We start from the raw sequence: 24,017 nt of genomic DNA, 5'->3' as shown, positions 1-24,017 counted from the left end.
TCACGCCTTGAGAGTCGCTTATTCGATGATGTCATCCCCCCGCTTTCTTCGAGAGCATCCATTAGCAGAATCTTTGCGCCGCGAGCTTCATCAAACTTTTATAAAGGAGATGATCTCGCGAATGCCCTTTTCTTTATTCGTTCTGGTGGCGATTGCTTTTTTCTTTAGCAAGGCTAATTCAGCGACATTAATGTTGTGTTGGTATGGCGCTGCTGCGGCCACCGGTTTTTTTTCCTTTTTGATGTTAAGTCTTCATCGTCAGGCCTTGAAGTGCAGTGACGATTATTCCTACTCTCAATATCAACGCTGGCGCTTGGTTGTCTACCTTATTGCTTTGCTCTGGGGTGGTTTATACAGCTCTGTGGCGTTGGTGTTTTTTCCTAATGCAAATGAGATCGAAATTATCACTGTGGTGATCGTTTTAATTCTGAATGCGTCAATTCCTTCTTTAACAAAAGGCAATGATCCCTGGGTATATATTTTGTTTGTTGTGCCTGTCTTTTGTTGTTTTACTTGGCAAATTTATTATTTGGAAATAGAGCAATATTGGCTGCTTACCATCATGCTCCCCGTCGCCTGTGTTTGTTTGATCGTGTTTAGTTTAATGACACATAAAGAGCAGATGGAGTACACGGTATTGCGCATTCTCTATAAAGAGGCGGAATTAAAAGCGGTGGAAGCCACCCTTGATAAGACGCGTTTTTTGGCCGCGGCGAGTCATGATTTACGCCAGCCCATGCAAGCCACTCAGATGTATTTGCAAGGGGCATTGGCTTTGCCATTGTCGGTTCAAGCGGAAGCCTTAATTAGGAAAGCCAAATTGGCTTCGGTCGATACCAATCGTCTGCTTGATAAGCTCTTGAATTTGTCCGCTTTGGATGGAGAGGGAATGACAGCAAGCATGCGTCTTTCATCGTTACAGCCCGTAATAGAGAAAGCGATAGACCAATATAGGCCCGTTGCCCAGCAAAAGGAGTTGTTTTTAAACGTAAAAAATATGGATGTGAATGGCTATTTTGATGAGTTGTTTTTGCAACAAATTTTGCAAAACCTGGTATCTAATGCCATCAAATACACAGAGCAAGGTGGTATTTCTGTTAGCGCCGAACAAACTGAGCAGCACCTTGTGGTGTCCATAAAAGACACAGGGATTGGTATTTCCAGTGCAGATCAAAAGCGTATTTTTGATGAGTTCTTTCAAGTACAGGCAGAAGAGGAAGGTCAGGGACTGGGACTATCTATTGTAAAGCGTTTGTGTTCATTACAAGGCATTGAGCTGACGGTTACATCCTGCTGTGAAAAAAACGGTGATAAAAGGGAAGGCGCACCATGGGTGACAGAATTTACTTTAACCCTACCTTTGAGTAGCTCTAAATAAAGAGCAGTGAATAGAAGTGTTTTGAGCGTTTTTGGGTTGGCTTTTTCAGTAAGCTGACAGCAAGTTGAGTTTGCGAGCACGGGTAATACATTGTGAGCGATTACTCACATTGAGCTTATCAAACATTAAGCGAACATGAGTTTTTATGGTGTTTTCACTTAAGCAAAGCTGATGGGCAACCTGCTTAGTGGTGGCGCCTGATTCAAGTAGCTGCAGGATGTGGATCTGGCGCTCAGTCAGTAAGGTGCGGCTACCCTCGTAATGTTCAAGCTGTTGTTGATGGAGTGAAGAGCATACCCAAGACTCACCCTTGGTAATACGATCGGCGAACGAGAGAATGTCAGCTGCATCAGCTTCTTTGGTGATATAACCTTGCAGTCCAAGGTTGCGCAATGCCAGTGCTTTTTGTGGCTGAAACGCCCCAGAGCACACCATTATCTTGTCTATGCCCGTCTGTTTAATGGTTAAATACAGTTCTTCGCTGGCGCATTTGGGTATGTGTAAGTCAAGAATAACGAGCGAATACTCAGTTTGTTGTAAGTATTTTATTGCTAGGTCGGCTGTTGTCGCGACGTCGACAGTAAGTGAAGGGCGCAGGATAGATAAAACAATGGAGAGAGCGTCGGCAAACATGGTGTGATCATCAATCAGTAACCACTTATCATCTTCAGGTTGAATGCTGTCCATTTCACGCCTCTTGCTTTGCTGCCTTGTTAGATGAGTCTTCTTAATAAAACCTAAATAGTAGCGCTAAGTAGCTGTTGCCGCTAGTTTGTCAGCTTATTGTCATTTGCTGTGGTTTTGTCCATAGCGCCATAGTGATGCTATTGTGCATCCTTCCGATGCATGGCGTAGAATGTCGGCAAATAGATTTTTTAAAGGAAGTAACATGTTATCTAAACCTTATCTTGGTGTCCTAGTTGGAGGAGCGCTGTTAAGCGCATCTATACAGGCACAAGATTATTTGCCTGTTTTGCAATACCATCATGTGAGTAACACGACCCCCAGATCAACCTCAGTGACGCCAGAAGAATTTGCCGAGCATATGGGATACCTCCAAAGCGGTGGCTTTCAGGTGGTGGATTTACGCTCGGCGCTGGATGATTTGAAGGCGAACAAGCCACTCCCTGAAAAAGCTGTGGCGATTACCTTCGATGATGCCTACAGCAACATCTATCAATCGGGCTTTCCTGTTCTAAAAGCCAATAACTTCCCGTTTACTGTGTTTGTTAACTCTGGGCCGGTAGAGCGCAATAGCCGCAGCTTTTTGAGCTGGGAGCAAATGAAAGAAATGCAGGCGGTGGGCGGTGTGTTTGCGAACCACACGGAAAACCACCCTTATATGTTGCGTAAAGAAGCGACTGAGAGCGATGACGCTTGGTTCGCGCGCATGTCTCAAGAGCTGGATGTGGTAGAAACGGCTTTAGTCGATAAGCTTGGTAATTCTCCGAAGATGCTTGCGTATCCCTATGGCGAATCAAACCATCGTATTCGTGACATGGTAAAAGAGAAGGGTCTGATGGCGTTTGGGCAGCAATCGGGTGTGATCAGTGCCGACTCGGATTTTGAGAATCTGCCAAGGTTTCCTGCTTCTGGGCCCTATGCCAGTTTGTCTACCTTAAAGACCAAGCTGAATTCAAAGCCGATGCCTTTGTTGTCAGAAGACGCGGGCGGTGATTTCGCGACAGATCAACCCGTGTCCATTCGCCTTACTTTTAAAGACGGACAGTATCGTCTGAAAGATTTGGCGTGTTATGTCTCAGGGCAGGGTAAAGCGTCGCTTGATTGGGCATCTGACAATGACGTTGTCGCCACCGCCAGCAAGCCATTTGGCGTGGGCCGTGGTCGGATTAATTGCACCATGCCAGATCGTTCTGGTCAGCAATATTACTGGTATTCCAACGTTTGGATTCGTTCTGCTCCTGAGCAAGGTTATGTAAGCGAAAAAAGTTAAACTTTTTTAAAAAATAGGTTGCACTGAAATTTCAAATCAGTATTATACATCTCGCTCGCAACGGAGGGGTGGCAGAGCGGTTTAATGCACCAGTCTTGAAAACTGGCGTAGGTTAATAGCCTACCGAGAGTTCGAATCTCTCCTCCTCCGCCATTTATTAAATGGTTGTTGTAAGCAAGATAAAATTAGTTCCTCGATAGCTCAGTTGGTAGAGCAAATGACTGTTAATCATTGGGTCACTGGTTCGAGTCCAGTTCGAGGAGCCAGATCGGAGTATAGCGCAGTCTGGTAGCGCGCCTGCTTTGGGAGCAGGATGTCGGGGGTTCGAATCCCTCTACTCCGACCATTAATTTTATCGTCACCTAGTAATGGTGGGCGTAGCTCAGTTGGTAGAGCTCCGGATTGTGATTCCGGCGGTCGTGGGTTCAAGCCCCATCGTCCACCCCATTACTTGATAGTTGGGTCGTTAGCTCAGTTGGTAGAGCAGTTGACTTTTAATCAATTGGTCACTGGTTCGAATCCAGTACGACCCACCAACTATCCCTATATATTTCTGATCTGATTCATTCCTCGATAGCTCAGTTGGTAGAGCAAATGACTGTTAATCATTGGGTCACTGGTTCGAGTCCAGTTCGAGGAGCCATCGGAGTATAGCGCAGTCTGGTAGCGCGCCTGCTTTGGGAGCAGGATGTCGGGAGTTCGAATCTCTCTACTCCGACCATTAGATCACAAAAAATATGAGCGGGTCGTTAGCTCAGTTGGTAGAGCAGTTGACTTTTAATCAATTGGTCACTGGTTCGAATCCAGTACGACCCACCATTTTGCCTCTCTTGTTGTTTCCTTTCTTTGCTATTTTTTCTTTACTTCTTTTTTGTAAAATCTTAAAAATTCTGTCTATCTGTCTATCTGTCTATCTGTCTATCTATCTGTCTATCTGTCTATCTGTCTATCTATCTGTCTATCTATCTATCTGTCTATCTATCTATCTGTCTGTCTGTCTATCTGTCTGGCGTGTATGTGTGGTGGCGGCCTGAAATACCTGTGGTTGGGCTGGGTGTGGGTTTTGGTGGTGATTTGCGCTAGGCGCGGCAATGAGGTCCACTAAATAGAAACTTGATAATATGTGGATAAGTCTGTGTTTAAGGTGTGGTTTTATCCAGAAAAAGTATGTTATTTGTACTCTTGGAAAATTTTTAGTAGGAATTTCTGAGGTGTGTATCTTGAGAAATGATTGTGCTGAACATTAATTTTAGGAAAAAATTAATGGTGGAGGGAGGTGGATTCGAACCACCGAAACTTTCGTGGCAGATTTACAATCTGCTCCCTTTGGCCACTCGGGAACCCCTCCACAGCAGCGGGACGTATGGTATACGCACCGCATTACTATGTAAACACTTTTTGTTATTTATTTAGCAACTTTTCCAGTTTAGCTTTCATGCGCTCTTCAGGCGATAGATTTTCATAGATATCGTCTTGTTTTGGCGCTGGCTTGGCTGCTTTTGGCTTGTTGTTTGTTTTGGCTCTTTCCGGTGAGCGCTGTTTTGGTTTACTGCTGCGCTGTGTCGGCTTTTCTCTGGCTGGTCGGCCAGTAGTCGGCATTTTAGTTTTCTTTGGCAGCATGGATTCAGGCAGCGCTGGTTCGTTGTTAACGGCTACCCCTTCAAGGTCAACACGAGGTTGGCCAGTTAAAAGGCATTTTTTATAGCGATCAGAGCGTGTGTAAGCGGCAAGGGCGCGTTTTTGCTTGCTGGCGTTGAAATCATCGTCCAGCACCATATCTTTATCAATACCGACTTTCAGTGGCTTAGGTTGATTCCAGTCGAACGCTTTCGGATAACGGTCTTCAAGCATCTTGATGAGGCGGCGATTATTTTTTTGATTCTTTTGACGTTTCTTTTGTTCTGGCGTCAAGATCACCGCGGCTGTCTCTGGGGTGCTTTCGCTGGCGTCTTGTGTTTCTGCAACCTGGTTGTCGATAGGAGTGCTATCTGCAGGTGTTGTGTCAACAAGTGTGCCGTCTTCTTGCAAGCCGTTAAGCTCAGGTTGTTGTGTAGTCATGTAATCAATCTGTTCTGTTGTCGTGGTTGTGGTGCTGCTATCAGCATGCTCGTGCAATAAATCAAAACTGAGTTGGTTTTCAACGGCGTCTAATTGTATTGCTTGCTCAGGAGTTGGCTCAAGGTCTAAAAGATCAAGGGAATCTTCGATGTAAAGCTGAAGTTGATCTTCGTTAGAGCGATCAGCCATCTGTTGCAAAAGGTCCATTGAGGCGCTGTACTCAGTGGAGGAGGGGCTTAAGCCCTTTAATTGTTGTATTTCCTCGTTGGCATTGTTTAGCTGCTGAGTTAGCCAGTCAATCTTTGCTTCGAGTTTAGCAATAAGTTGTTCCATAAAAACACAAAGCTCAATTGTTCAATGGTGTCAGTGGAATAATAGATGCATTGTTTGTGCCTATCATTTCTCTTCGCTGATCATCATTTGGCAGAGTGACAGAAATGGTGTTGCCGTTTTGCCACCAAACATACGTTGTTGTAATTAAAGCACTTGCAACGAAAATAGGTAATAACTTCATGTTATTTAGAACGTCAGTCCAGCACCAAGCATGACATGCTTGTCATAGGTGTCATTACTGCTGTTAAGGATCTTAACAAACACATCCAATCGCGAAGTGTCAGAGGTGGCAACACGAAAGCCCGCTTCAGGGTAAAAAACTGTATCGTCTAGGAAGGATACGCCGCCCCCAAGGAAAGACCACATAGGTATCCCTGGGAATATTTGAAACGCTGGAGTCGAGCTGTAAAAGCGCGATCCTAGAGTGATAGAGCTTTCGAACGTTTCTCCGATAACAAAAGAAAACCCGCCGTGAAAGGAAATGTTTTCAGGCAGAGTATATTCCATGGAGGTATTCAGAATGGAAGTAACGTTTTTTTGGCCGTCGGCTGTATCTGGACGAGCGGCCGCTGCTTCGAACGAAAATAAGCTCGCAATTTGGCCCTCGGCCGATGCATGAGCACTGACGAAAACTAAAGCTGCAAGCAGAATCGATCTCATTGTTTATCATCCATTTGATTAAGGCGATTCAGCATTTGAGATAATGAGGATTCCCAATTGGACTGCTGCTCTTTGGTCTGATCAAGCGAGGTCTGGATTTCATTTTTTTCTTCACTCAATTCATAATTTTGCATTTCTAGCTCAGAAATACGGCCACGCAGTGAGCCAATTTCTTCAACGGCTTCGTTAATGCGTTGTTCTAGGTGGTGTAGTAGTTCGTTGTTCATTGTGTATATCCTAAAAAAATAAAAATAGCCGTTAATGCGACGACGTTATATAAAACTACCAGGCAATCACGACATCTTGTTGTTGTACGTTAAGTATATGCGAATCAACCACAAGTTCACCAACTGAAAAGTTTGGTTGAACTTGCTTTATTGTAACACTGATATTGGCATTGTTCAGCTGAGTTTGTGCTGATTGCAGTTGATTAAACACTTCATAACGACGGTAAACGTTAAATTTATCCCCTTGTTTGACGCCCGCGAGGGAGCCTGCCGATATGTGAATTCGGTTTCCTTCGGTGCGAAATATATTGGCGATAAAGGGCTGGCAGCGTAATTCTTCGCTGGTATCCAGTGCGCTTTCTTTTAACGCTTGCTGGACAACTTTGCCGTAGTGAACCGTCCAAAATTTGGCGCTGCCAAAACCGATTCTGGCGTGATCAGAGATGTCCCAATTACCTACTTCGTTATAACGATGCTCAAATAAAAGGGCGCCACTAAAGCCGTCGTAGATGTACATGTCGACCACGAAATTTCTTTGTTTCTCAATGATATCTTCGTTGCTGGCTGAATATTTGTCATCAGGAAAACGCAAATACACTTCGCCAATATCGCGGATAACACCGCTGATAATATATTGCACGCCCAATTGCTCACTAATGCGCGTCACGTTGGTGAGTGAGCCGTCGTTGTTGGTGGATGAGGGGGCATTAATTAAATCAGGGTAAATGGCAATATTGGTGGCCGTGAGCGCTCGTAAATAACCTTGTTGATTAATGGCATCCGCGAGTTTTTTGGGTAATTCCCGAGAGATATTGCTCAGTTCACCTAATCTGGCTTGCTGTGGAACTTGTAATTCAAAGCCGGTGACGCCAACGGTTTTTTTGTAATAGCTGGTTGGGCCTGTACTGCATTGTGAATCTGGTGTGACTTCAACCCTTGCCAGTACAGTAAGAAAATCACCGTTTTGCTCTTCCGATAGAATGCGAGCTTGCTGCACATAGCCTGAGCTACGGATATCCAAATTGGACTCAAGCTCACCGTTGTAGAGCTCATCTTTCACGTTGACTCGTGAACTGGACTCCAACACGGCTTGTTTAATAGCTTGTTGGGTGGCTCGATAGCGAGCGTCGACCAAGTCGCCGTTATAAATAATGGCTTGACCTTGAGCGTCGACACTTTTCGCTATCCCCATAATAGGCAGCAGCAAAAACAAGGTAGTCGCAATAAGGCGTGGCAACATCTGCATGGTGTCTTTATTCAATGCTGTAGAAGTTGGTCGTTGGGGTAGCGCTTTGTGCATTAATAGTGCGGTAAGCGGGTTGAACCTGACAGTTAGGGTCATTTTGCATACTGGATGATGTTAAGCACTGGCGAAAGTTTTCTTGCAGAGCCATTTCGACCACGGTTTCAAAGGTGCCGTCTTCGTGTTCCCGTTGTGACACAACTTTGGCGCCAATTAAATACGCGTCGACGTAGGTGCGTAATTCGTCGTTTTGCATGACCATGTTGCTCAAGGTGCTGGAACCGTCGATTTTCAAGCCGTAAACTCGCTCGGACAGGTTTCGATAAGCGTCAAGCATGGAGCTGCGTAATGTCATGATGCGTGCTTGAGATTGAGATAAGCGTTTGTTGGTAATAAGTGCGGCGTATCCTGTTGCCGTGACAATAATGGGTTCTTGCTTAATAATAGCCACGGTATTTACTGAACCTGTTTGCGTATAACCCGCTGTGGTCGATGTATCACCCCCAACAATGTTGCCATTACAGGGCGCCACAGAAGTACAAGGCTCTCCAGTAGCACTTTGTTGTGCCAGGTTTTGACACCCGCTTAATAGGACAGCGCCTATGGCGATTAAAAAAATACGAAGTGATGATGTCATCGTTGAGCCCTTATTATAAAAATCATTGCCATATTGTTCGATGTTGAGTGCGTTCTAATTACAGATCAATAATGGCTGTACGAAAATGTAAACTATTTTGTGTTTGAACGTCCATGTTTGGCGGTGTAAAAACGTCTTTTTTCTCTGTTTTAATAGGATATTACCTGCTTATTGAGTAATTTCCTGCTTTTTCAGCGGCTCATTCTTTACCTTGGCTAATTATGACACTAGCACGAAAAATCATACACATAGATGCGGATTGTTTTTACGCGGCCATTGAAATGCGTGATGACCCCAGTCTGCGAGATATTCCTATTGCCATTGGTGGGCCTTCAAATGCTAGAGGTGTTCTCGCTACGGCTAATTATGTGGCGCGAGAATTTGGCGTTCGCTCTGCTATGCCGACTTCGATGGCAAAGCGGCTGTGTCCTGATTTGTTGGTGATACCAGGCAATATGGCGAAATATCGTCTGGCCTCTGAGCAAATGCACGCTATTTTTCGGATATTTACCGACACGATTGAACCCTTGTCTCTTGATGAAGCGTATCTGGATGTGACTCACGCCACGGATTTTCAAGGCAGCGCGACGCGTATTGCAGAAGATATTCGTCGCAGAATAGAGCAAGAGGTCGGTATTACTGTATCGGCTGGTGTAGCAACCAATAAATTTATTGCCAAGGTCGCTAGCGACTGGGATAAGCCAGACGGTCTTACTGTGATTGCCCCAGACAAGCAGTTTGAGTTTGTGTCGGCTGTGCCGGTGAAATTTATTTCCGGTATCGGTCGAGTGGCTCAAGAAAAGCTTGCGGCGTTAAATGTCTTTACTTGTGCGGATTTGCAGACGCTGGATTTCATGGTGCTGCAAAAGCAATTTGGCAGCATGGCCTATCGTTTGTCACAGTTCGCTTTAGGAATTGATGAGCGACCGGTAACTGTGTCTAGGGAGCGAAAAAGTGTCTCTGTTGAGCGGACGTTTGCGAAAGACTTACAGGGATTGGCCGAATGCCAAGCGGCGTTGCCAGACTTGTTGGTCGACTTGAAAAAACGCATGAAGGGTCGACATTATGAGTCTCAGTTGAGTAAGTATTATCTGAAACTCAAGTTCGACGATTTTAAACAAACGACAATAGAGCGCCCTATCAAAAATAAGCTTTCAAATGCGGTGTTCGTTGAGCTTTTATACGAGGCGTATGCACGGGCACGGCGTCCGGTTCGTTTGATCGGTGTGGGGTTTCGGTTGACCCCGATTAAAGCGCAGCAATTAACTTTGCCTTTTGACTAAGATTTTAAGCTGTTTGTTGTTGGGAATAATGCTGGGTGTCGAGCCTGCATCGTCAGTGTGCTAGTCTTAGCCCCATTGCGAAAGCCTATCTTTTTGGAGTAGTAGAAATGATCGATTTATTGCCATCTGTGCAAGTTGAAACGGGAAAACAGCCTGATGCAGCGGTGATTTGGCTGCATGGTTTAGGGTCAGATGGGCACGATTTCGAATCCTTGGTGCCGGCTTTGTCTTTATCGCCAGCGTTGAGTGTGCGTTTCGTTTTTCCCCACGCCCCCAAGCGTCCGGTGACGGTTAATGGCGGCATGGCGATGCGAGCCTGGTACGACATTTATGAAATGACCTTGGATCGCAAGGTAGATATGGCGAACATCGACGAGTCTTGTCAACAAATTGAGCAGCTGATTCAAGCTCAAATAGACCTTGGCATAGCGTCAGAGCGTATCCTTTTGGCCGGTTTCTCCCAAGGGGGTGTGATCGCTTATCAGTTGGCGTTACGAACGTCGCACAAGCTAGCCGGGGTGATGGCCTTGTCTACGTATCTTGTAAAAGGGGAAGATGTGCCAGACGCCACCGCTTGCGTGAATGGTAAGGCGCCTATCTTGATTCATCATGGCTCACAAGATCCTGTAGTGGCACCTGTATTAGCAGAGAATGCGCAAGAGTTGTTGCGCAAAAAAGGCTATGCGGTGACTTATAAAACTTACCCTATGCCGCATTCTGTATGTCCAGAGCAAATTGATGATATTTCTCAGTGGCTTAACACTCAGCTGGCTTAATGTTGGGGTAATTGTCTTTTTAATCGATAAGGTGTGATATGTCCGTTACCGCGTTTATATGGTTTTTATTAGGTTCTTTTGTTGTGATTGCGGTGTCCATTTGGTTTATTTGGCGCCAGTTAAAACACAACCAAGCTCGTGAAGAAAAGATTCGAGCGGGTGAGGCGCGCTTTCAAGAAGAGCGTCAAAAAAGAATCGACAGCATTCGTGTGCTGCTTAAAGTAGTGGGTACAGAAGAGTTAAATTGGATTGAGGCCAGTATCCGTATTAAGCATTTGTTGGATCAATTGAGCGAAGATTTGTCACAGCACGAAGATATATCGGCGTTTTACATGCTGACGGAAAAAACCATGCATATTCCCACTCATGAACAGTGGAGTGAACTGCCCAAATCTGCACGCATTAAATTTCGATTAGAAATGGACCGATATGAAACCGAGCATTTGGCGCATCTGGAACGTGCCAAAACGGCCTTAATGGCACATTCTTTTTAATTGATATGCTAGAGCTGTTGGTGTCCATTGGTAGCCTTTTTGTGGTTTTAGTGGGCTTAATGGTGTTTTTTGTTCGACATCAATCCAAAGTGCCATATTATAGGCTGACGCAAGGCCAGTGTGTACGCTTGCTAAGAAAAGCGCTACAAGGGAATTTGCCAGAGCACGAATGGCATGCTTTTATTGGTATGTCGATGCGAGACAGCGAGGCGCTAGAAAACCTCCGAGAAGAGTGTATCTTCATCGATGAGTATCACGTTAAAGGGACTCAATTAGTGGCAGGTCGTCTTTGTATGATATTTGATAAACCGGGACGACAGAAATTAGAGCGATTGCTCGATGAATGGCAGCACACATCGGACTATTTGGCTTAATAAAGTTTTAACAGCGATTTTTTAACAGCGATAAAGCATAGGATTTGAGAATTATGAACGAAGAAATTGAGGCGTTACTGGAGCAAGGCTCGGAGTGGGTGCCGGTGTTAATAGACAGCGGTATCAATCTGCTTATTGGTTTGGTGGTCTTTTTCGTCGGTAAATTTATCGCGTCTAGGGTCGCTCAATGGTGTGAAAAGCGCCTACTAAAAGCATCGGTTGATCAAGCTGTTGCGGGTTTTGCTTCTAGTATTCTCTATGCCTTGATGTTCGCTGGTATTGCCTTGATGGCATTAGGTCAGATAGGGGTGGAAACCACGTCTTTCATTGCGATTTTGGGCGCAGCGGGTCTGGCTGTTGGTCTTGCACTGCAAGGCTCCTTGTCTAATTTCGCATCAGGTGTGTTAATCATCTTATTGCGCCCATTTCGCTCGGGGGATTTCATCGATGCTGGCGGCCAAATGGGAACGGTTAACCGTATTGAATTGTTTCATACTTACCTGAAAACGCCAGATAACCGCGTGATTATAGTGCCGAACTCTTCCGTTATGGATGGTTCTATTGTGAACTTTTCGCGTGAATCGACTCGCCGTTTGGATTTGGTAATTGGTATCAGTTACGACGCAGACATTCGCTTGGCGAAAAAACTGATGGAAGAGATTGTGAATGCCGATGAGCGTATTCTAAAAGACCCTAAGTGTTTGATTGCTGTGTCTGAGTTGGCGGACAGTTCGGTGAATTTCTTTTTACGTCCCTGGGTGGCATCCGGTGATTATTGGACAGTTCGAGCCGATTTGTTAGAAAAAATCAAATACACCTTTGATGAGCAAGGCGTTGGTATTCCATATCCACAAATGGATGTTCACGTGCACAAACAAGAGTCTTAAGTGTTGTCTTTATAATGTTTTTTTAACAAAAAGCTTTTTGTAATAGCTTTTAAAAGTGAATGCCGCCGGAGGCTAACCTGGCGGCATTTTTGTTTCATCTGGTCAATTTAAAAAAGTGATGTGCTATGAGTCGATACCGCCCGCCCGCTCCACCTAAGTCTGCCTATATTACTCAGGAAGGGGCGCAGCGTCTGTTGGCAGAGCTGAAGTATCTTTGGAAAGAGAAGCGTCCTGCGGTTACCGATACGGTTCGCGAGGCCGCCGCGCAAGGCGATCGCTCGGAAAACGCAGAATACCAGTACGGCAAGCGTCAGTTGCGAGAAATTGACCGTCGTGTCCGCTATCTTGAAAAGCGCTTAGACGCTTGTACCGTGGTCGATCGTTTTCCAAATGATCAATCCCAGGTGTTTTTTGGTGCTTGGGTGACGGTGGAAGATGATAACGGCGAAGGCAAACAATATCGAATTGTTGGGCCTGATGAGCTTGATCATCATGAGCGATACATCAGCATCGATTCACCTGTGGCGAGGGCGTTACTCAAAAAACGAGAAGGTGATGAGGTGGTTATTGTGCTGGCAGGGCGAGAAAAAACCTATTATATCGACAAGGTGGAGTATTTAGAGGTGCCGCAGTGAAGGTTCGATATGGTATGGCTCAATGGCAGCACCCTGCGTGGGTGAATTGGCTGTACCCAAGCACTCTGTCAGCATCGCAGCGTATTGGTCGCTACTCAGAGTTTTTCTCTAGTGTGGAAGTGGGCAGCACTTTTTATACCGATGTTGACCCCATACAGTTGCAGCGCTGGTACGATGCGGTGGTGCCTGAGTTTCGATTTTGTTTTAAAGCGCCACAGACTGTCACGCACCGCTTGGCAGACCGACCGTGGCGGGAAATTGAACAAGATTGGCTTAAGTTTATGGATGTTTTACAACCGCTGGTGAGCAAATTGGGGCCTACCATGCTGCAATTTTCTGGCGCTATCGATGAACGCTATCTAGAGTCTATCCTAGCGTTGTGTCAGTGCTGGTCGTTGCCAACGCCCTTGTCGGTCGAGGTACGGCATTTAGCGTATTTTGACAAGGGTCGTATTGAAACGAGTTTTTTAGCTGGGTTGGCTGAGCGTCAGGTCAATCGAGTTATCATGGATTCTCGGCCGGTGTTTTCTACCGAGGCTTATTGCGACAGTTTGGTTGATGCGCAAAGTAAAAAACCGCGAGTGCCTTGCCACCCTGTTGCGACGGCTCGGCATCCGGTCGTGCGATTTATTGGTCATCCTGATTTGTCGCGCAATGATGTATGGTTAGATCAGTGGGCGTCGAAGCTGGTGCAATGGCTGGATTTGGGGTTGTCGCCTTTTGTGTTTGTGCATTCGTCAGATAACATTGCTGCGCCAACACTGGCGGCAACATTAGATCAAAAAATACAGCGGTTGCGACCGGATTATCAGTCAGAGATAGTCTTGCCTGCTAGCCAAGAACAAACAAGTCTTTGGTAGCAGGACTGGCAGTCTTTAAAACGAGTGTGATGAGCTGCTCAGTGTGATGGACTACTCGTAGGTGTTGTTCAAATAAATGGTGTCTTCATGAAAGCCGTAAATGCCGGTTTTGTGATCTTCTATAAAAAACTTTAGCGTTGTGGTGACGCTGCTAAATGCCAGCTCGTCCCATGGGATGTCTTGCAAATCAAACAGCGCGACTTCGGAACTTTCTGCTGTGGCGTGAAAATCATCTCGTTGAAGCTCTGCGATGTAAAACAGGTGAACTTGATTGATATGAGGAATGCTGATCATGCTGAAAGCTTGGGTGCAAACAGCGACGGAGCCACTTTCTTCTAGTGTTTCTCGAAGCGCGCCTTCCGCTGTGGTTTCTTGATTCTCCATGAAGCCCGCAGGCAGTGTCCAGAAGCCCAAGCGCGGTTCAATGTTGCGCTTACACAACAAAACCTTCCCTTGGTAAAGGGGAATGGTGCCGGTGATGATTCTTGGGTTGTCGTAGTCGATAAAGTCACAACTTGGGCATACTGCGCGAATGCGATTGTCCCCTTCAGGGGTTGTCATATTAACGGCATGACCACATTGCGGGCAGTATCTCATAGTGTGTTTACCTTTTAAGCTGAAGTTTGGCGTATTTGACAACCTTGTCTTCGATCTCTTGAATTTCAATTAAATAGTGACCCACCCATAAACTAATCGGGTGTTCTGGTATGAATTCCAAGGTTTCGATGATAAGCCCATTAAGCGTTTTGGGGCCGTCGGTCGGTAAATGCCAATCTAAGGTTTTGTTTATTTCACGAATGTGTGTTGAGCCTTCGATGCGGAACGAGCCGTCATCTAGAGTTTGGATCTCTTCTTCTTCGTCTTGCGTTGGTGGTGTGAACTCCCCAACGATTTCTTCAAGTACATCTTCTAAAGCAGCAATACCTTGAACATCACCGTATTCGTCTACCACAATGCCCATTTGCTGATGGTCTTTTTGAAAGTTTAACAGCACGGTATTAAGCGAGGTACTTTCAGGAATAAAGTAAGGTTCGACCGTTGCTTTAAGGAGCGCTGCCTTAGAAGGGGAGGCATCGCGCAGGAAAATAGCCGCATGGCGTGCGTGTAAAATGCCGATTACCTTGTTGATTTCACCATTGTATACCGGCATACGAGTATGACGACTTTGGCAGATCTGCTCAATGATCTCTTCTATGCTGTCTTCTATGTCGATACCAACCACATCGTTACGTGGGATCATGATGTCTTCAACAGAGACTTTTTCCAAATCCAAGATGGAGATCAACATTTCTTGGTGAGCGGCAGGTATCAGGCCGCTGGCTTCATTGACCACGGTTCTTAATTCTTCTGAATCCAAAGTGTCTTGACTGTTTTGTGCGGTGCTTACTCCTATGATGCGAAGCAAGCCATTGGACAATGTGTTCACCAGTAGTACGAGTGGATAGAGCGCCTTCAGTAAGATGGCGAGCACCCAAGAGGCGGGAAAAGCAATCTTTTCTGGATGAATGGCCGCCAATGTTTTAGGGGTTACCTCGGCGAAAATCAACACTATCATGGTCAAGGCAGCGGTAGCGATAGCCACGCCCGCATCGCCCCAAATTCGAACCGCTATAATGGTCGCGATGGCTGAAGCAAGAATATTGACGAAGTTGTTACCGATTAAGATAACGCCGATAAGTCGGTCTGGTCGTTCAAGAAGGGAGCTGACTTTGATGGCAGATCGGTTCTTGCTTTTCACAAGATGTTTTAATCGATATTTGTTAATCGACAACATCCCTGTTTCGGAGCTAGAAAAGAATGCAGAAAGCAAGATAAGACAAAAAAGTATTCCACCAAGAATACCTAAGGGTACTTCGTTCAAAAAGGGATCGCCTCAATTATGTAGATAGTCGGATTATTGTTTCTTAAGATCATACTGTCAAATAGACTTTATGGCCTTGCGTGTTAATGGCGCAAAATCTGTAACGCAATTTGACTACCAAAATACCCTAGCATGAGTAAAAAGAAACCGCTTAATGTCAACTTAACAGCTAATTGTCCTCGCCAGCCAGCAAAATGTCGACCTAATAGCAGCCCTGCAAACACAAACCAAGAAGCAATGGTGAAAAACGTCTTGTGAGCGACATGTTGAGCAAACATGTCATCGATAAAATAGAAGCCTGTCGCTATGGTGACAGTGAGCAACACAAACGCCGCCCAAATCAGTTCAAACATCAAGCGCTCTAATACTTGCAACGGCGGAACGCGCAGCAGTTGTTTGAGCTTGTGGTGCTTGAGTTGGTACTCCTGAATAGACAATAAAATGCCTACACCACAGGCGGCGGTGAATAAGCTGTACGCGACTGACGCGATAAGAATGTGTGCGCTGGTGCCCCATGACGGGCTGTGGAGCTGGGTTAAGTCCCAAGGTTGAATGGCATTTAACGCAATAATGATCGCGCCAAGAGGAAATGCGGCACCTAACAATAAAGACAAATCTTTGTCGCGATTACTTAACCACAACATGCTGTTACCAATAAGAGCGATTAAAAAACCAATCGTCAAAAAATTAAAGCCATCTCGGCTGAGTAACACTAACGCTAGTGAAATGGTGTGTATTGAGATGGCGAAAGCGCCAAGGTATTGGGTATAACGCTGTGTGGGACGCAGATAATACGCTGTGCCAGCAACTAAACAGGCAATACAAGCAAGCCAAAGCGATAATTGAGTCATGAAACTAAAGGTTCCGCTGGGTAAAAGTATAGGGCGATAATCATTTATCCGTTATAATAGAGGCAATTTCACCTTGGATAAACTGAAACCGTAGGTTTTTTCCATTTAGAACCAAAATTTGAGGGTAATATGTTCGACAATTTATCGAATCGTTTAACTTCCTCGCTTGATCGTATTCGAGGTCGAGCGAAATTAACCGAAGACAACATACAGGAAGTGTTGCGCGAAGTACGTATGGCGCTGTTAGAAGCCGACGTTGCCTTGCCGGTTGTAAAAGATTTCATCGGTGCGGTGAAGGAACGCGCCATTGGCACCGAGGTGTCAAAAAGCTTGAGTCCTGGTCAAGTCTTCCTGAAAATTGTTAAGCAGGAACTTGAAAATGTGATGGGACAGGCCAACGATGGTTTGAATCTTCGCGCTGCGCGCCCTGCGGTTATCTTGCTGGCGGGTCTACAAGGGGCAGGTAAAACCACTTCCGCGGCGAAACTGGCTAAGTACTTGCGTGAACGCGAGAAAAAATCCGTATCTGTAGTCAGTGCCGATGTGTATCGTCCAGCAGCGATTAAGCAGCTTGAAACCTTAGCTGGTGAAGTCGGTGTTGACTTTATTCCAAGTGATCTGTCGCAACAGCCGATAGACATCGTTAACAATGCCATCGATTATGCGAAAAAAGCTCATAAAGATGTTCTGATCGTTGATACAGCCGGTCGTCTTGCTATTGATGACGACATGATGGCCGAAATTAAGGCTTTGCACGCCGCAGTAAATCCGATTGAAACCTTGTTCGTGGTGGATGCCATGACAGGTCAGGATGCGGCGAATACCGCTAAAGCCTTTGGTGATGTATTGCCATTGACTGGTGTTGTATTAACCAAAACCGATGGTGATGCCCGTGGCGGTGCGGCTTTGTCGGTTCGACATATTACTGGTAAGCCGATTAAGTTTTTAGGGGTCGGTGAAAAAACGGACGCACTAGAGCCTTTCCACCCAGATCGCTTAGCCTCTCGTATTTTGGGTATGGGCGACATGTTGTCCTTGATCGAGCAAGCTGAACAGCAGATCGATAAAGGTAAGGCTGAGAAACTGGCCGGTAAGCTGAAGAAAGGCAAAGGCTTTGACTTAGAAGACTTTAAAGAGCAGCTGCAACAAATGAAAAACATGGGAGGCATGACCTCTATGTTGGATAAGTTGCCGGGCATGGGTCAACTTGGCAATATCCAAGACAAGGTGAACGATAAGATGTTTGTACAAATGGAGGCCTTGATTAACTCCATGACTCAGGCAGAACGTCGTAACCCTGATGTGATTAACGGCTCCCGCAAAAAACGCATTTCAGCGGGGGCAGGGTTACAAATTCAAGATTTGAACCGTTTGTTAAAACAACATAAGCAAATGCAAAAGATGATGAAGAAGATGTCCGCTAAGGGTGGAATGCAGAAGATGATGCGTGGTCTAGGTGGCATGATGCCTGGTGGTGGTTTCCCTGGAGGCCGCTGATCTTCTGTTGGAAAGATCTATCTACTTGTTTTACTTAGAAGAATGAAAAAACTTCTAATTAATGTGAAAGGGCGAGTGATTCGCCCTTTCGTTTTTCTGGTTTATCGACTAGAATATGCCGCCTTCTTGTAGTATGAGTCAAAAATTCGACTCGGCAAGGGGTGTTTCGTTAAGCAATAAGGAACCAATCATATGGTAACTATTCGTCTTTCTCGTGGTGGCTCTAAAAAGCGCCCATTCTATCATTTGAACGTGGCTGATAGCCGTCGTGCACGTGATGGTCGTTATATCGAGCGTTTGGGTTTCTTTAACCCTGTTGCTCGTGGTCAAGAAGAACGTCTACGCATCGATCTAGATCGCGTAAATCATTGGGTTAGCCAAGGCGCTCAACTTTCTGACCGTGCTGCGCAGCTTGTAAAAGATGCTAGCAAAAACGCTTAATATTGAGGTAATGCTATGTCTGCAGTAAAGCAAGCGGCCGCTCCTGAGCAAGCCCTTGTGGTTGGACGCATTACATCAGTATACGGTGTTAAAGGGTGGGTGAAGTTATATTCACACACCGACCCAATGCAAGGAATCTTTGATTACAAGCATTGGTGGTTGAAAACTCCTAGTGGGTGGAAAGCCGTAGAATTAAGCCAAGGCCGTCTGCAAGGGCGTGGTTTGGTCGCATCAGTTAAAGGCTATACCGACAGAGATCAAGTAAAAGAGATTTGTGGTATGGATATTTATATTGATGCCGCAGAATTGCCAGAATTAGATGAAGGTGATTATTACTGGAGTCAGCTGGAAGGTCTGAGGGTAATTACCAAAGAGGGTGTCCTCTTGGGGAAGGTTTCTCAACTGATGGAAACCGGTGCGAATGATGTGGTTGTTGTCCGCGCGTGTGAAGGTAGCTTTGATCGTGAAGAGCGATTGATCCCCTATGCTCCAGGAACCTATGTTTTAAACATCGATTTAGAACAACAGGAAATGGTAGTTGACTGGGATCCGGAATTTTAAACAGATAAGCTGAGGTCACAACGTGAAGGTTAGCGTTATATCGCTCTTTCCGGAGATGTTTCAAGCCATTACCCAATACGGTGTGACGGGCAGAGCCATTAAATCTGGGCTGATTCAGGTGGATTTTTTAAATCCTCGTGATTTTACCCACGATAGACACAAAACAGTAGACGATCGACCTTATGGTGGTGGTCCAGGGATGCTCATGAAAGTGCAGCCTCTCAAAGATGCGATAGACAGCGCCAAAGCCTTGGTGCCAAACGCAAAAGTTATTTATCTGTCCCCTCAAGGGCGTACGCTAACGCAAGAAGGCGTGCAGCAGCTTGCTAAACAAGCAGAATTTATTCTGGTAGCAGGTCGCTATGAAGGCGTTGATGAACGTTTGATTCAATCACAAATTGATGAAGAATGGTCGATCGGCGACTTTGTCCTAAGCGGTGGTGAGTTGCCGGCAATGGTGCTCATGGACACTGTATTTCGTATGGTGCCAGGAGTGTTAGGAAAACAAGCATCAGCGGATGAAGATTCATTTGCCGATGGTTTGTTGGACTGCCCGCATTATACTCGTCCCGAAGTATTGAATGGTGAATCTGTGCCTTCAGTGCTACTTAGTGGCAACCACGAGGAGATCAGACGCTGGCGTTTAAAGCAAAAGCTCGGAAGAACTTTTCAGCGCCGGCCAGACCTTCTGCAAGACCTTGAGTTGGACAAGGAACAGCAGTTGTTGTTAGAAGAGTTTATTCGCGAAACTGAAGATTCAACCTCGGCAGAGTAGGAATTGCGAGCTTATTGAACCGAAGAACCTTCATTCAGTAAGAAACCATATCATTAGGAGTCACATCCATGAGTAATAAAACTAAACTGATTCAGCAAATTGAAGCTGAACAGATGACAAAAGAAGTCCCAGCCTTCGGTCCTGGTGACACTGTTGTTGTCCAAGTTAAAGTTAAAGAAGGTTCACGCGAGCGTCTACAGGCCTATGAAGGCATTGTAATCTCTAAGCGTAACCGAGGCCTTAACTCAGCATTTACCGTTCGTAAAATCTCTAGCGGTATTGGTGTTGAGCGTGCTTTCCAAACGTACAGCCCTTTGGTTGAAAGCATCGAAGTTAAACGCCGCGGTGACGTGCGTCAAGCTAAGATCTACTACCTACGCGAGCGTTCTGGTAAATCTGCACGTATCAAAGAGAAATTGGCCAAGCGCTAAGTTTTCTTATTTAAAAAAGGCGACGCGAGTCGCCTTTTTTAATGGAACTTTTTAATGGAACTTCCCCCCTAACGTATGGCCTAATAGACTTTATTTTTTGTCTTTGAGGCTTGTCATGAAATATTTTCTCCGCTCCTTTGCTCGCTCTCGTGTTATGAGCTTCTTGTTACTCCCTATTTCTGGTGTTGTGATGGCAGATCAAGCGGCTGTTTTGTCAGCTGTGAATACCGCATTGCCACAATACGAGGTGGAAAGTGCTGAGCAACACGCTGGGTCGGGTTTGTTTGTCGTGTCGCTAAAAGGTGGCCCTACCATACACGTTACTCCAGACGGCCAATATTTCATTGCTGGCGATATGTATCGAATGCAGGGAACCAGTCTTGAGAATGAAACCGAGAAAGCCAAGCTGGCGAAAGTAGAAGCTTTGCCTGAATCAGACATGATTGTCTATAAAGCGGAAAACGAAAAAGCCCATATTACTGTATTTACAGACATAGATTGTGGTTACTGCCGAAAGTTACACAAAGAGGTGCCAGAACTTAACGATGCTGGTATCACGGTGCGTTATCTTGCCTACCCAAGAGCCGGCGTTGGTTCAGAGTCTTACCAAAAAATGGTCAGCGTGTGGTGTTCGGCTGATCCGCAGACGGCACTTACTCAGTCAAAAAATGGTGAGGCCGTGCCTGAAAATACCTGTACCAATCCAATTGCTGACCAATATGTTCTAGGTAACGAGGTTGGGGTGCGTGGCACGCCAACGATTGTGCTAGGAGATGGCCGCTTATTGCCAGGCTATTTGCCCGCCGCTGAGTTGATTAAACGTCTAGGGATGTGATTCTCTGCCTGGGTTGCGCTAAATAGCCGATGTGTTATGCCTTTTGTTCATTGGGTTTGCCTTGTTCTGGCGTTATAATGGACAGCTTGTCATCTAATCCAAAATAATCAAGAGTTAGCTGACCTATAAAAATTAAATTGTCTCTGTGGGGTATTGTTTTGAAACCGGTAAAAGTCGGAATTTGTGGGCTGGGGACAGTGGGGTCCGGTAGTTTTAATATTCTTCTTAATAACGCGGAAGAGATCACGCGACGTGTTGGTCGCCGTATTGTTATTGAGCAAGTGGGCGCTCGTCGTGATAACGACGCCTGCGACACCACGGATATTAATGTCACCCGTGATATTTTTGATGTGGTGAACAACCCAGAGATTGACATTGTACTTGAGCTTATTGGCGGTACTTCGGTTGCGAAAGAGCTTGTGCTAACCGCCATCGATAATGGCAAGCACGTTGTAACCGCTAACAAAGCGTTGATCGCTGAGCATGGCAACGAAATTTTTGCCAAAGCTCAGGAAAAAGGCGTCATTGTCGCGTTTGAAGCGGCGGTAGCAGGCGGTATTCCAATTATTAAACAAATCCGTGAAGGCTTATCTGCCAACCGAATTGAATGGTTAGCGGGTATTATTAACGGTACTGGCAACTTCATTCTGACAGAGATGAGCCAAAAAGGCCGCGACTTTGAAGATGTCTTGGCTGAAGCACAAGAGCTTGGTTACGCTGAGCTAGATCCTACTTTTGATATTGAAGGCATTGATGCCGCGCACAAGCTGACTATTTTGGCATCTATTGCATTTGGTATTCCTTTGCAGTTCGAGAAAACTTATACCGAAGGCATTAGTCGCATTACGTCTGAAGACGTCGCCTTTGCTGATGATTTAGGGTACGCCATCAAGCATTTGGGTATTGCGCGTCGCTCTAAAACAGGCATTGAGTTGCGTGTTCATCCGACTTTGATTTCACATAAGCAATTATTGGCAAATGTGAACGGTGTGATGAATGCCATTATGGTGCAAGGTGATGTGGTCGGGCCGACCTTAACCTATGGTGCCGGCGCTGGCGCTTTGCCAACAGGCTCGTCGGTGATTGCCGATGTGATTGACGTGGCTCGTACTCTCACCGCAGATCCAACCAACCGCGTGCCGCATTTGGCGTTCCAAGCCGATGCCTTGTCTGGTGTGCAGATTTTGCCAGTGGAAGAGATCGAATGCGGTTTCTTCTTAAACATGACGATCAAAGACCGTGCTGGCGTATTGGCGAATATCACACAAATTCTGTCTAACAACGACATCAGTATCGAGTCATTGATTCAGCGTGAGCGTGAAGGCAGCGAATTAGTGCCTTTAGTGGTCATGACGCACGATGTGAAAGAACGCAATATGAACGCCGCGATTGCTGCGATTGAAGCTCTGCCCGATGTGGCGGGTACTGTGCAGCGAATTCGTGTTGAAAACTTGGCGTAAGAGAGACCTTATTTTATGAAATACATTTCTACTCGTGGCAAAGCACCCGCTTTGTCATTTGGTGACGTGCTATTGGCTGGTTTGGCGAATGACGGCGGTTTGTACGTTCCAGAAACCTTACCTCATTATAGCAAAGAAGAAATTGCCTCTTGGGCAAGTTTGTCTTATCAAGAATTGGCGTTTAAAGTGATGTGGCCTTTTGTAGAAGGCGACATTCCTGCGGACGCGTTTAAACGCATGATTGATGAGGCATACGCCAGCTTTAATCACCAATCCATTGCGCCCATGGTGCAAGTGGGCAACAACGAATGGATTTTAGAACTGTTTCGCGGCCCAACCTTGGCGTTTAAAGATTTTGCTTTGCAATTGCTGGGGCGCTTGATGGATTATGTTTTGTCTGAGCGCAAAGAAAAGTTGGTGATTTTAGGTGCGACGTCGGGTGATACCGGATCCGCTGCGATCGAAGGTTGCCGCCATTCAGAGCATCTTGATATCTTTATTTTGCATCCTTACCAGCGCGTATCGGAAGTGCAGCGTCGCCAGATGACCACTGTCATCGATGACAATGTCTTCAACATCGCGGTAAAAGGCAATTTTGATGATTGTCAGAGCATGGTAAAAGCCAGCTTTGCCGACCAGTCTTTCTTGAAAGGCGCAAAATTGGGTGCGGTAAACTCGATTAACTGGGCGCGCATCATGGCGCAAATCGTTTATTACTTCTCATCGGCTTTGTCGGTCGGTGCGCCTCATCGTAAAGTGTCTTTTTCTGTGCCAACGGGCAACTTTGGCGATATTTTTGCCGGCTATTTGGCGAAGCAAATGGGCTTACCGATTGATCAGCTTGTGGTTGCCACCAACCAAAACGACATTCTTCACCGCGTAATTGCAGAAAACGACATGAGTCGTCAGTCGTTGAATGTCACCTTGTCTCCAAGTATGGACATCATGGTTTCGAGTAATTTTGAGCGTTTGTTATTTGATGCCCACGGGCGTGATGGCGCTGCTATTGATGACTTAATGGCGCGCTTTAACAAAGGCGATGTGTCATTAGGCGATCAAGCCTGGTCTTTTGTGAAAGACAACTTTGACAGCTACAAGGTAGACGATCAGAAAACCTGCGACGTGATTGCCGATGTGTTTGCCAAAACACAATACCTGCTTGACCCTCACACGGCGATTGGCTTGGAAGCGGCGCGTCAGTGCTGGAAAGACAGTTCGGTGCCTATGATTACTCTAGCGACGGCGCACCCAGTGAAGTTTCCAGAAGCGGTCGAAAAAGCCGGCTGCGAAACGCCTGTGTTGCCAGAGCACATGAAAGATCTTTTCGAACGTAAAGAATCTTACACAGTGCTCGATAACAGCTTGGGCGACGTGCAAGCCTTTGTTGCTGATAAGATTTAACGCTGACTTTCGCTGATCGTCCGGCGAATACCCAGTAATCAATAGAAACGGCCAATCAAAGATTGGCCGTTTGTTTTTATCTATTCATTATTATCACTGTGCTCT

The 24,017-nt window shown here is 45.8% G+C and carries 26 protein-coding genes and 9 tRNA genes; 25 read left to right on the top strand and 10 right to left on the bottom strand.

The window, feature by feature from the left end:
* The first annotated feature begins 121 nt into the window (after window positions 1-121).
* The gene (locus J9B83_RS09255; protein WP_211536470.1) at window positions 122-1,378 is read left to right on the top strand and encodes a sensor histidine kinase; all 1,257 of its coding nucleotides are present in this window, start codon (window positions 122-124) and stop codon (window positions 1,376-1,378) included.
* A gap of 45 nt (window positions 1,379-1,423) precedes the next feature.
* Here the strand turns inward: J9B83_RS09255 and J9B83_RS09250 are convergent, their stop codons facing one another.
* Window positions 1,424-2,065, bottom strand: coding sequence for a response regulator transcription factor (locus tag J9B83_RS09250; RefSeq protein ID WP_211536469.1), 642 nt, complete (start codon window positions 2,063-2,065; stop codon window positions 1,424-1,426).
* 202 nt (window positions 2,066-2,267) lie between these two features.
* Here J9B83_RS09250 and J9B83_RS09245 point away from each other — a divergent pair, with 202 nt between their 5' ends.
* From J9B83_RS09245 to J9B83_RS09205, 9 genes are all read left to right on the top strand, one after another.
* Window positions 2,268-3,332 (top strand): polysaccharide deacetylase family protein, encoded by a 1,065-nt coding sequence (locus J9B83_RS09245; protein WP_211536468.1) that lies wholly within the window; start codon window positions 2,268-2,270, stop codon window positions 3,330-3,332.
* Between the two features lie 62 nt (window positions 3,333-3,394).
* Window positions 3,395-3,485 (top strand) — tRNA-Ser (locus J9B83_RS09240).
* A gap of 37 nt (window positions 3,486-3,522) precedes the next feature.
* Window positions 3,523-3,598, top strand: a tRNA-Asn gene (locus J9B83_RS09235).
* 3 nt (window positions 3,599-3,601) lie between these two features.
* Window positions 3,602-3,678, top strand: a tRNA-Pro gene (locus J9B83_RS09230).
* A gap of 25 nt (window positions 3,679-3,703) precedes the next feature.
* Window positions 3,704-3,779 (top strand) — tRNA-His (locus tag J9B83_RS09225).
* Between the two features lie 13 nt (window positions 3,780-3,792).
* Window positions 3,793-3,868 (top strand) — tRNA-Lys (locus J9B83_RS09220).
* A 31-nt stretch (window positions 3,869-3,899) separates the two neighbouring features.
* Window positions 3,900-3,975 (top strand) — tRNA-Asn (locus J9B83_RS09215).
* A 1-nt stretch (window position 3,976) separates the two neighbouring features.
* Window positions 3,977-4,053 (top strand) — tRNA-Pro (locus tag J9B83_RS09210).
* Between the two features lie 22 nt (window positions 4,054-4,075).
* A tRNA-Lys gene (locus J9B83_RS09205) sits at window positions 4,076-4,151 on the top strand.
* Between the two features lie 445 nt (window positions 4,152-4,596).
* Here the strand turns inward: J9B83_RS09205 and J9B83_RS09200 are convergent.
* From J9B83_RS09200 to J9B83_RS09175, 6 genes are all read right to left on the bottom strand, one after another.
* Window positions 4,597-4,680: transfer RNA gene (locus tag J9B83_RS09200), tRNA-Tyr, on the bottom strand.
* Between the two features lie 53 nt (window positions 4,681-4,733).
* Window positions 4,734-5,723 carry a ProQ/FINO family protein gene (locus J9B83_RS09195; protein ID WP_211536467.1) on the bottom strand — a complete coding sequence of 330 codons (990 nt, stop codon included), beginning with the start codon at window positions 5,721-5,723 and terminating at the stop codon, window positions 4,734-4,736.
* Between the two features lie 186 nt (window positions 5,724-5,909).
* Window positions 5,910-6,383, bottom strand: a complete 474-nt coding sequence (locus tag J9B83_RS09190; RefSeq protein WP_211536466.1) for a hypothetical protein — start codon at window positions 6,381-6,383, stop codon at window positions 5,910-5,912.
* Window positions 6,380-6,610: a cell division protein ZapB gene (locus J9B83_RS09185; RefSeq protein ID WP_211536465.1), complete on the bottom strand. Its 231-nt coding sequence runs from the start codon at window positions 6,608-6,610 to the stop codon at window positions 6,380-6,382. Before J9B83_RS09185 ends, J9B83_RS09190 begins: the two co-directional genes overlap by 4 nt.
* A gap of 55 nt (window positions 6,611-6,665) precedes the next feature.
* The gene (locus J9B83_RS09180) at window positions 6,666-7,850 is read right to left on the bottom strand and encodes a flagellar assembly protein T N-terminal domain-containing protein (protein ID WP_236037223.1); all 1,185 of its coding nucleotides are present in this window, start codon (window positions 7,848-7,850) and stop codon (window positions 6,666-6,668) included.
* A gap of 13 nt (window positions 7,851-7,863) precedes the next feature.
* Window positions 7,864-8,490, bottom strand: a complete 627-nt coding sequence (locus J9B83_RS09175; protein WP_211536464.1) for an LPP20 family lipoprotein — start codon at window positions 8,488-8,490, stop codon at window positions 7,864-7,866.
* Window positions 8,491-8,711: 221 nt separating this feature from the next.
* Between J9B83_RS09175 and dinB the strand changes: the two genes are divergently transcribed.
* The 7 genes from dinB (at window position 8,712) to J9B83_RS09140 (ending at window position 13,799) form a co-directional block, all read left to right on the top strand.
* Complete coding sequence (gene dinB / locus J9B83_RS09170) at window positions 8,712-9,773, top strand: DNA polymerase IV (protein ID WP_211536463.1); 1,062 nt, start codon at window positions 8,712-8,714, stop codon at window positions 9,771-9,773.
* Window positions 9,774-9,880: 107 nt separating this feature from the next.
* Entirely contained in the window at window positions 9,881-10,549 is a 669-nt protein-coding gene (locus J9B83_RS09165) for an alpha/beta hydrolase (RefSeq protein ID WP_211536462.1), read from the top strand.
* Window positions 10,550-10,587: 38 nt separating this feature from the next.
* Window positions 10,588-11,043, top strand: a complete 456-nt coding sequence (locus J9B83_RS09160; RefSeq protein ID WP_211536461.1) for a DUF2489 domain-containing protein — start codon at window positions 10,588-10,590, stop codon at window positions 11,041-11,043.
* A 20-nt stretch (window positions 11,044-11,063) separates the two neighbouring features.
* Window positions 11,064-11,417, top strand: coding sequence for a hypothetical protein (locus tag J9B83_RS09155; protein WP_328797728.1), 354 nt, complete (start codon window positions 11,064-11,066; stop codon window positions 11,415-11,417).
* A gap of 53 nt (window positions 11,418-11,470) precedes the next feature.
* Window positions 11,471-12,304, top strand: coding sequence for a mechanosensitive ion channel family protein (locus tag J9B83_RS09150; protein WP_211536459.1), 834 nt, complete (start codon window positions 11,471-11,473; stop codon window positions 12,302-12,304).
* A 125-nt stretch (window positions 12,305-12,429) separates the two neighbouring features.
* Window positions 12,430-12,939, top strand: a complete 510-nt coding sequence (greB, locus tag J9B83_RS09145; protein ID WP_211536458.1) for a transcription elongation factor GreB — start codon at window positions 12,430-12,432, stop codon at window positions 12,937-12,939.
* A complete protein-coding gene (locus J9B83_RS09140) occupies window positions 12,936-13,799 on the top strand; it encodes a DUF72 domain-containing protein (RefSeq protein WP_211536457.1) in 864 nt (287 codons plus the stop codon). The genes greB and J9B83_RS09140 overlap by 4 nt, the downstream gene beginning before the upstream one ends.
* 51 nt (window positions 13,800-13,850) lie before the next feature.
* Here J9B83_RS09140 and J9B83_RS09135 read toward each other — a convergent pair whose 3' ends face one another.
* The 3 genes from J9B83_RS09135 to J9B83_RS09125 form a co-directional block, all read right to left on the bottom strand.
* Window positions 13,851-14,396 (bottom strand): NUDIX hydrolase, encoded by a 546-nt coding sequence (locus J9B83_RS09135; protein WP_211536456.1) that lies wholly within the window; start codon window positions 14,394-14,396, stop codon window positions 13,851-13,853.
* Window positions 14,397-14,403: 7 nt separating this feature from the next.
* Window positions 14,404-15,660 carry an HlyC/CorC family transporter gene (locus J9B83_RS09130; protein WP_211536455.1) on the bottom strand — a complete coding sequence of 419 codons (1,257 nt, stop codon included), beginning with the start codon at window positions 15,658-15,660 and terminating at the stop codon, window positions 14,404-14,406.
* A gap of 83 nt (window positions 15,661-15,743) precedes the next feature.
* Window positions 15,744-16,511 carry a cytochrome C assembly family protein gene (locus J9B83_RS09125; RefSeq protein ID WP_211536454.1) on the bottom strand — a complete coding sequence of 256 codons (768 nt, stop codon included), beginning with the start codon at window positions 16,509-16,511 and terminating at the stop codon, window positions 15,744-15,746.
* A 129-nt stretch (window positions 16,512-16,640) separates the two neighbouring features.
* Here J9B83_RS09125 and ffh point away from each other — a divergent pair, with 129 nt between their 5' ends.
* The 8 genes from ffh (at window position 16,641) to thrC (ending at window position 23,912) form a co-directional block, all read left to right on the top strand.
* Complete coding sequence (gene ffh / locus J9B83_RS09120; RefSeq protein ID WP_211536453.1) at window positions 16,641-18,008, top strand: signal recognition particle protein; 1,368 nt, start codon at window positions 16,641-16,643, stop codon at window positions 18,006-18,008.
* 192 nt (window positions 18,009-18,200) lie between these two features.
* Entirely contained in the window at window positions 18,201-18,449 is a 249-nt protein-coding gene (gene rpsP, locus J9B83_RS09115; RefSeq protein WP_012071436.1) for a 30S ribosomal protein S16, read from the top strand.
* A gap of 15 nt (window positions 18,450-18,464) precedes the next feature.
* The gene (gene rimM / locus J9B83_RS09110; RefSeq protein WP_211536452.1) at window positions 18,465-19,010 is read left to right on the top strand and encodes a ribosome maturation factor RimM; all 546 of its coding nucleotides are present in this window, start codon (window positions 18,465-18,467) and stop codon (window positions 19,008-19,010) included.
* 22 nt (window positions 19,011-19,032) lie between these two features.
* A complete protein-coding gene (gene trmD / locus J9B83_RS09105; RefSeq protein ID WP_211536451.1) occupies window positions 19,033-19,785 on the top strand; it encodes a tRNA (guanosine(37)-N1)-methyltransferase TrmD in 753 nt (250 codons plus the stop codon).
* 68 nt (window positions 19,786-19,853) lie between these two features.
* Window positions 19,854-20,216 (top strand): 50S ribosomal protein L19, encoded by a 363-nt coding sequence (rplS, locus tag J9B83_RS09100; RefSeq protein ID WP_211536450.1) that lies wholly within the window; start codon window positions 19,854-19,856, stop codon window positions 20,214-20,216.
* 115 nt (window positions 20,217-20,331) lie between these two features.
* The gene (locus J9B83_RS09095) at window positions 20,332-21,051 is read left to right on the top strand and encodes a thioredoxin fold domain-containing protein (protein ID WP_211536449.1); all 720 of its coding nucleotides are present in this window, start codon (window positions 20,332-20,334) and stop codon (window positions 21,049-21,051) included.
* A 158-nt stretch (window positions 21,052-21,209) separates the two neighbouring features.
* Window positions 21,210-22,511, top strand: coding sequence for a homoserine dehydrogenase (locus J9B83_RS09090; RefSeq protein WP_211536448.1), 1,302 nt, complete (start codon window positions 21,210-21,212; stop codon window positions 22,509-22,511).
* A 15-nt stretch (window positions 22,512-22,526) separates the two neighbouring features.
* On the top strand, window positions 22,527-23,912 hold the full coding sequence (thrC, locus tag J9B83_RS09085; protein ID WP_211536447.1) for a threonine synthase: 1,386 nt from the start codon (window positions 22,527-22,529) through the stop codon (window positions 23,910-23,912).
* Window positions 23,913-24,017: the final 105 nt, after the last annotated feature.

The sequence above is a fragment of the Marinomonas vulgaris genome (assembly GCF_018145875.1).
GTDB classification, from domain to species: Bacteria; Pseudomonadota; Gammaproteobacteria; order Pseudomonadales; family Marinomonadaceae; genus Marinomonas; species Marinomonas vulgaris.
The sequence above is the reverse complement of the archived record's forward strand: the minus strand, read 5'-3'. Positions and strand labels throughout refer to the sequence as shown.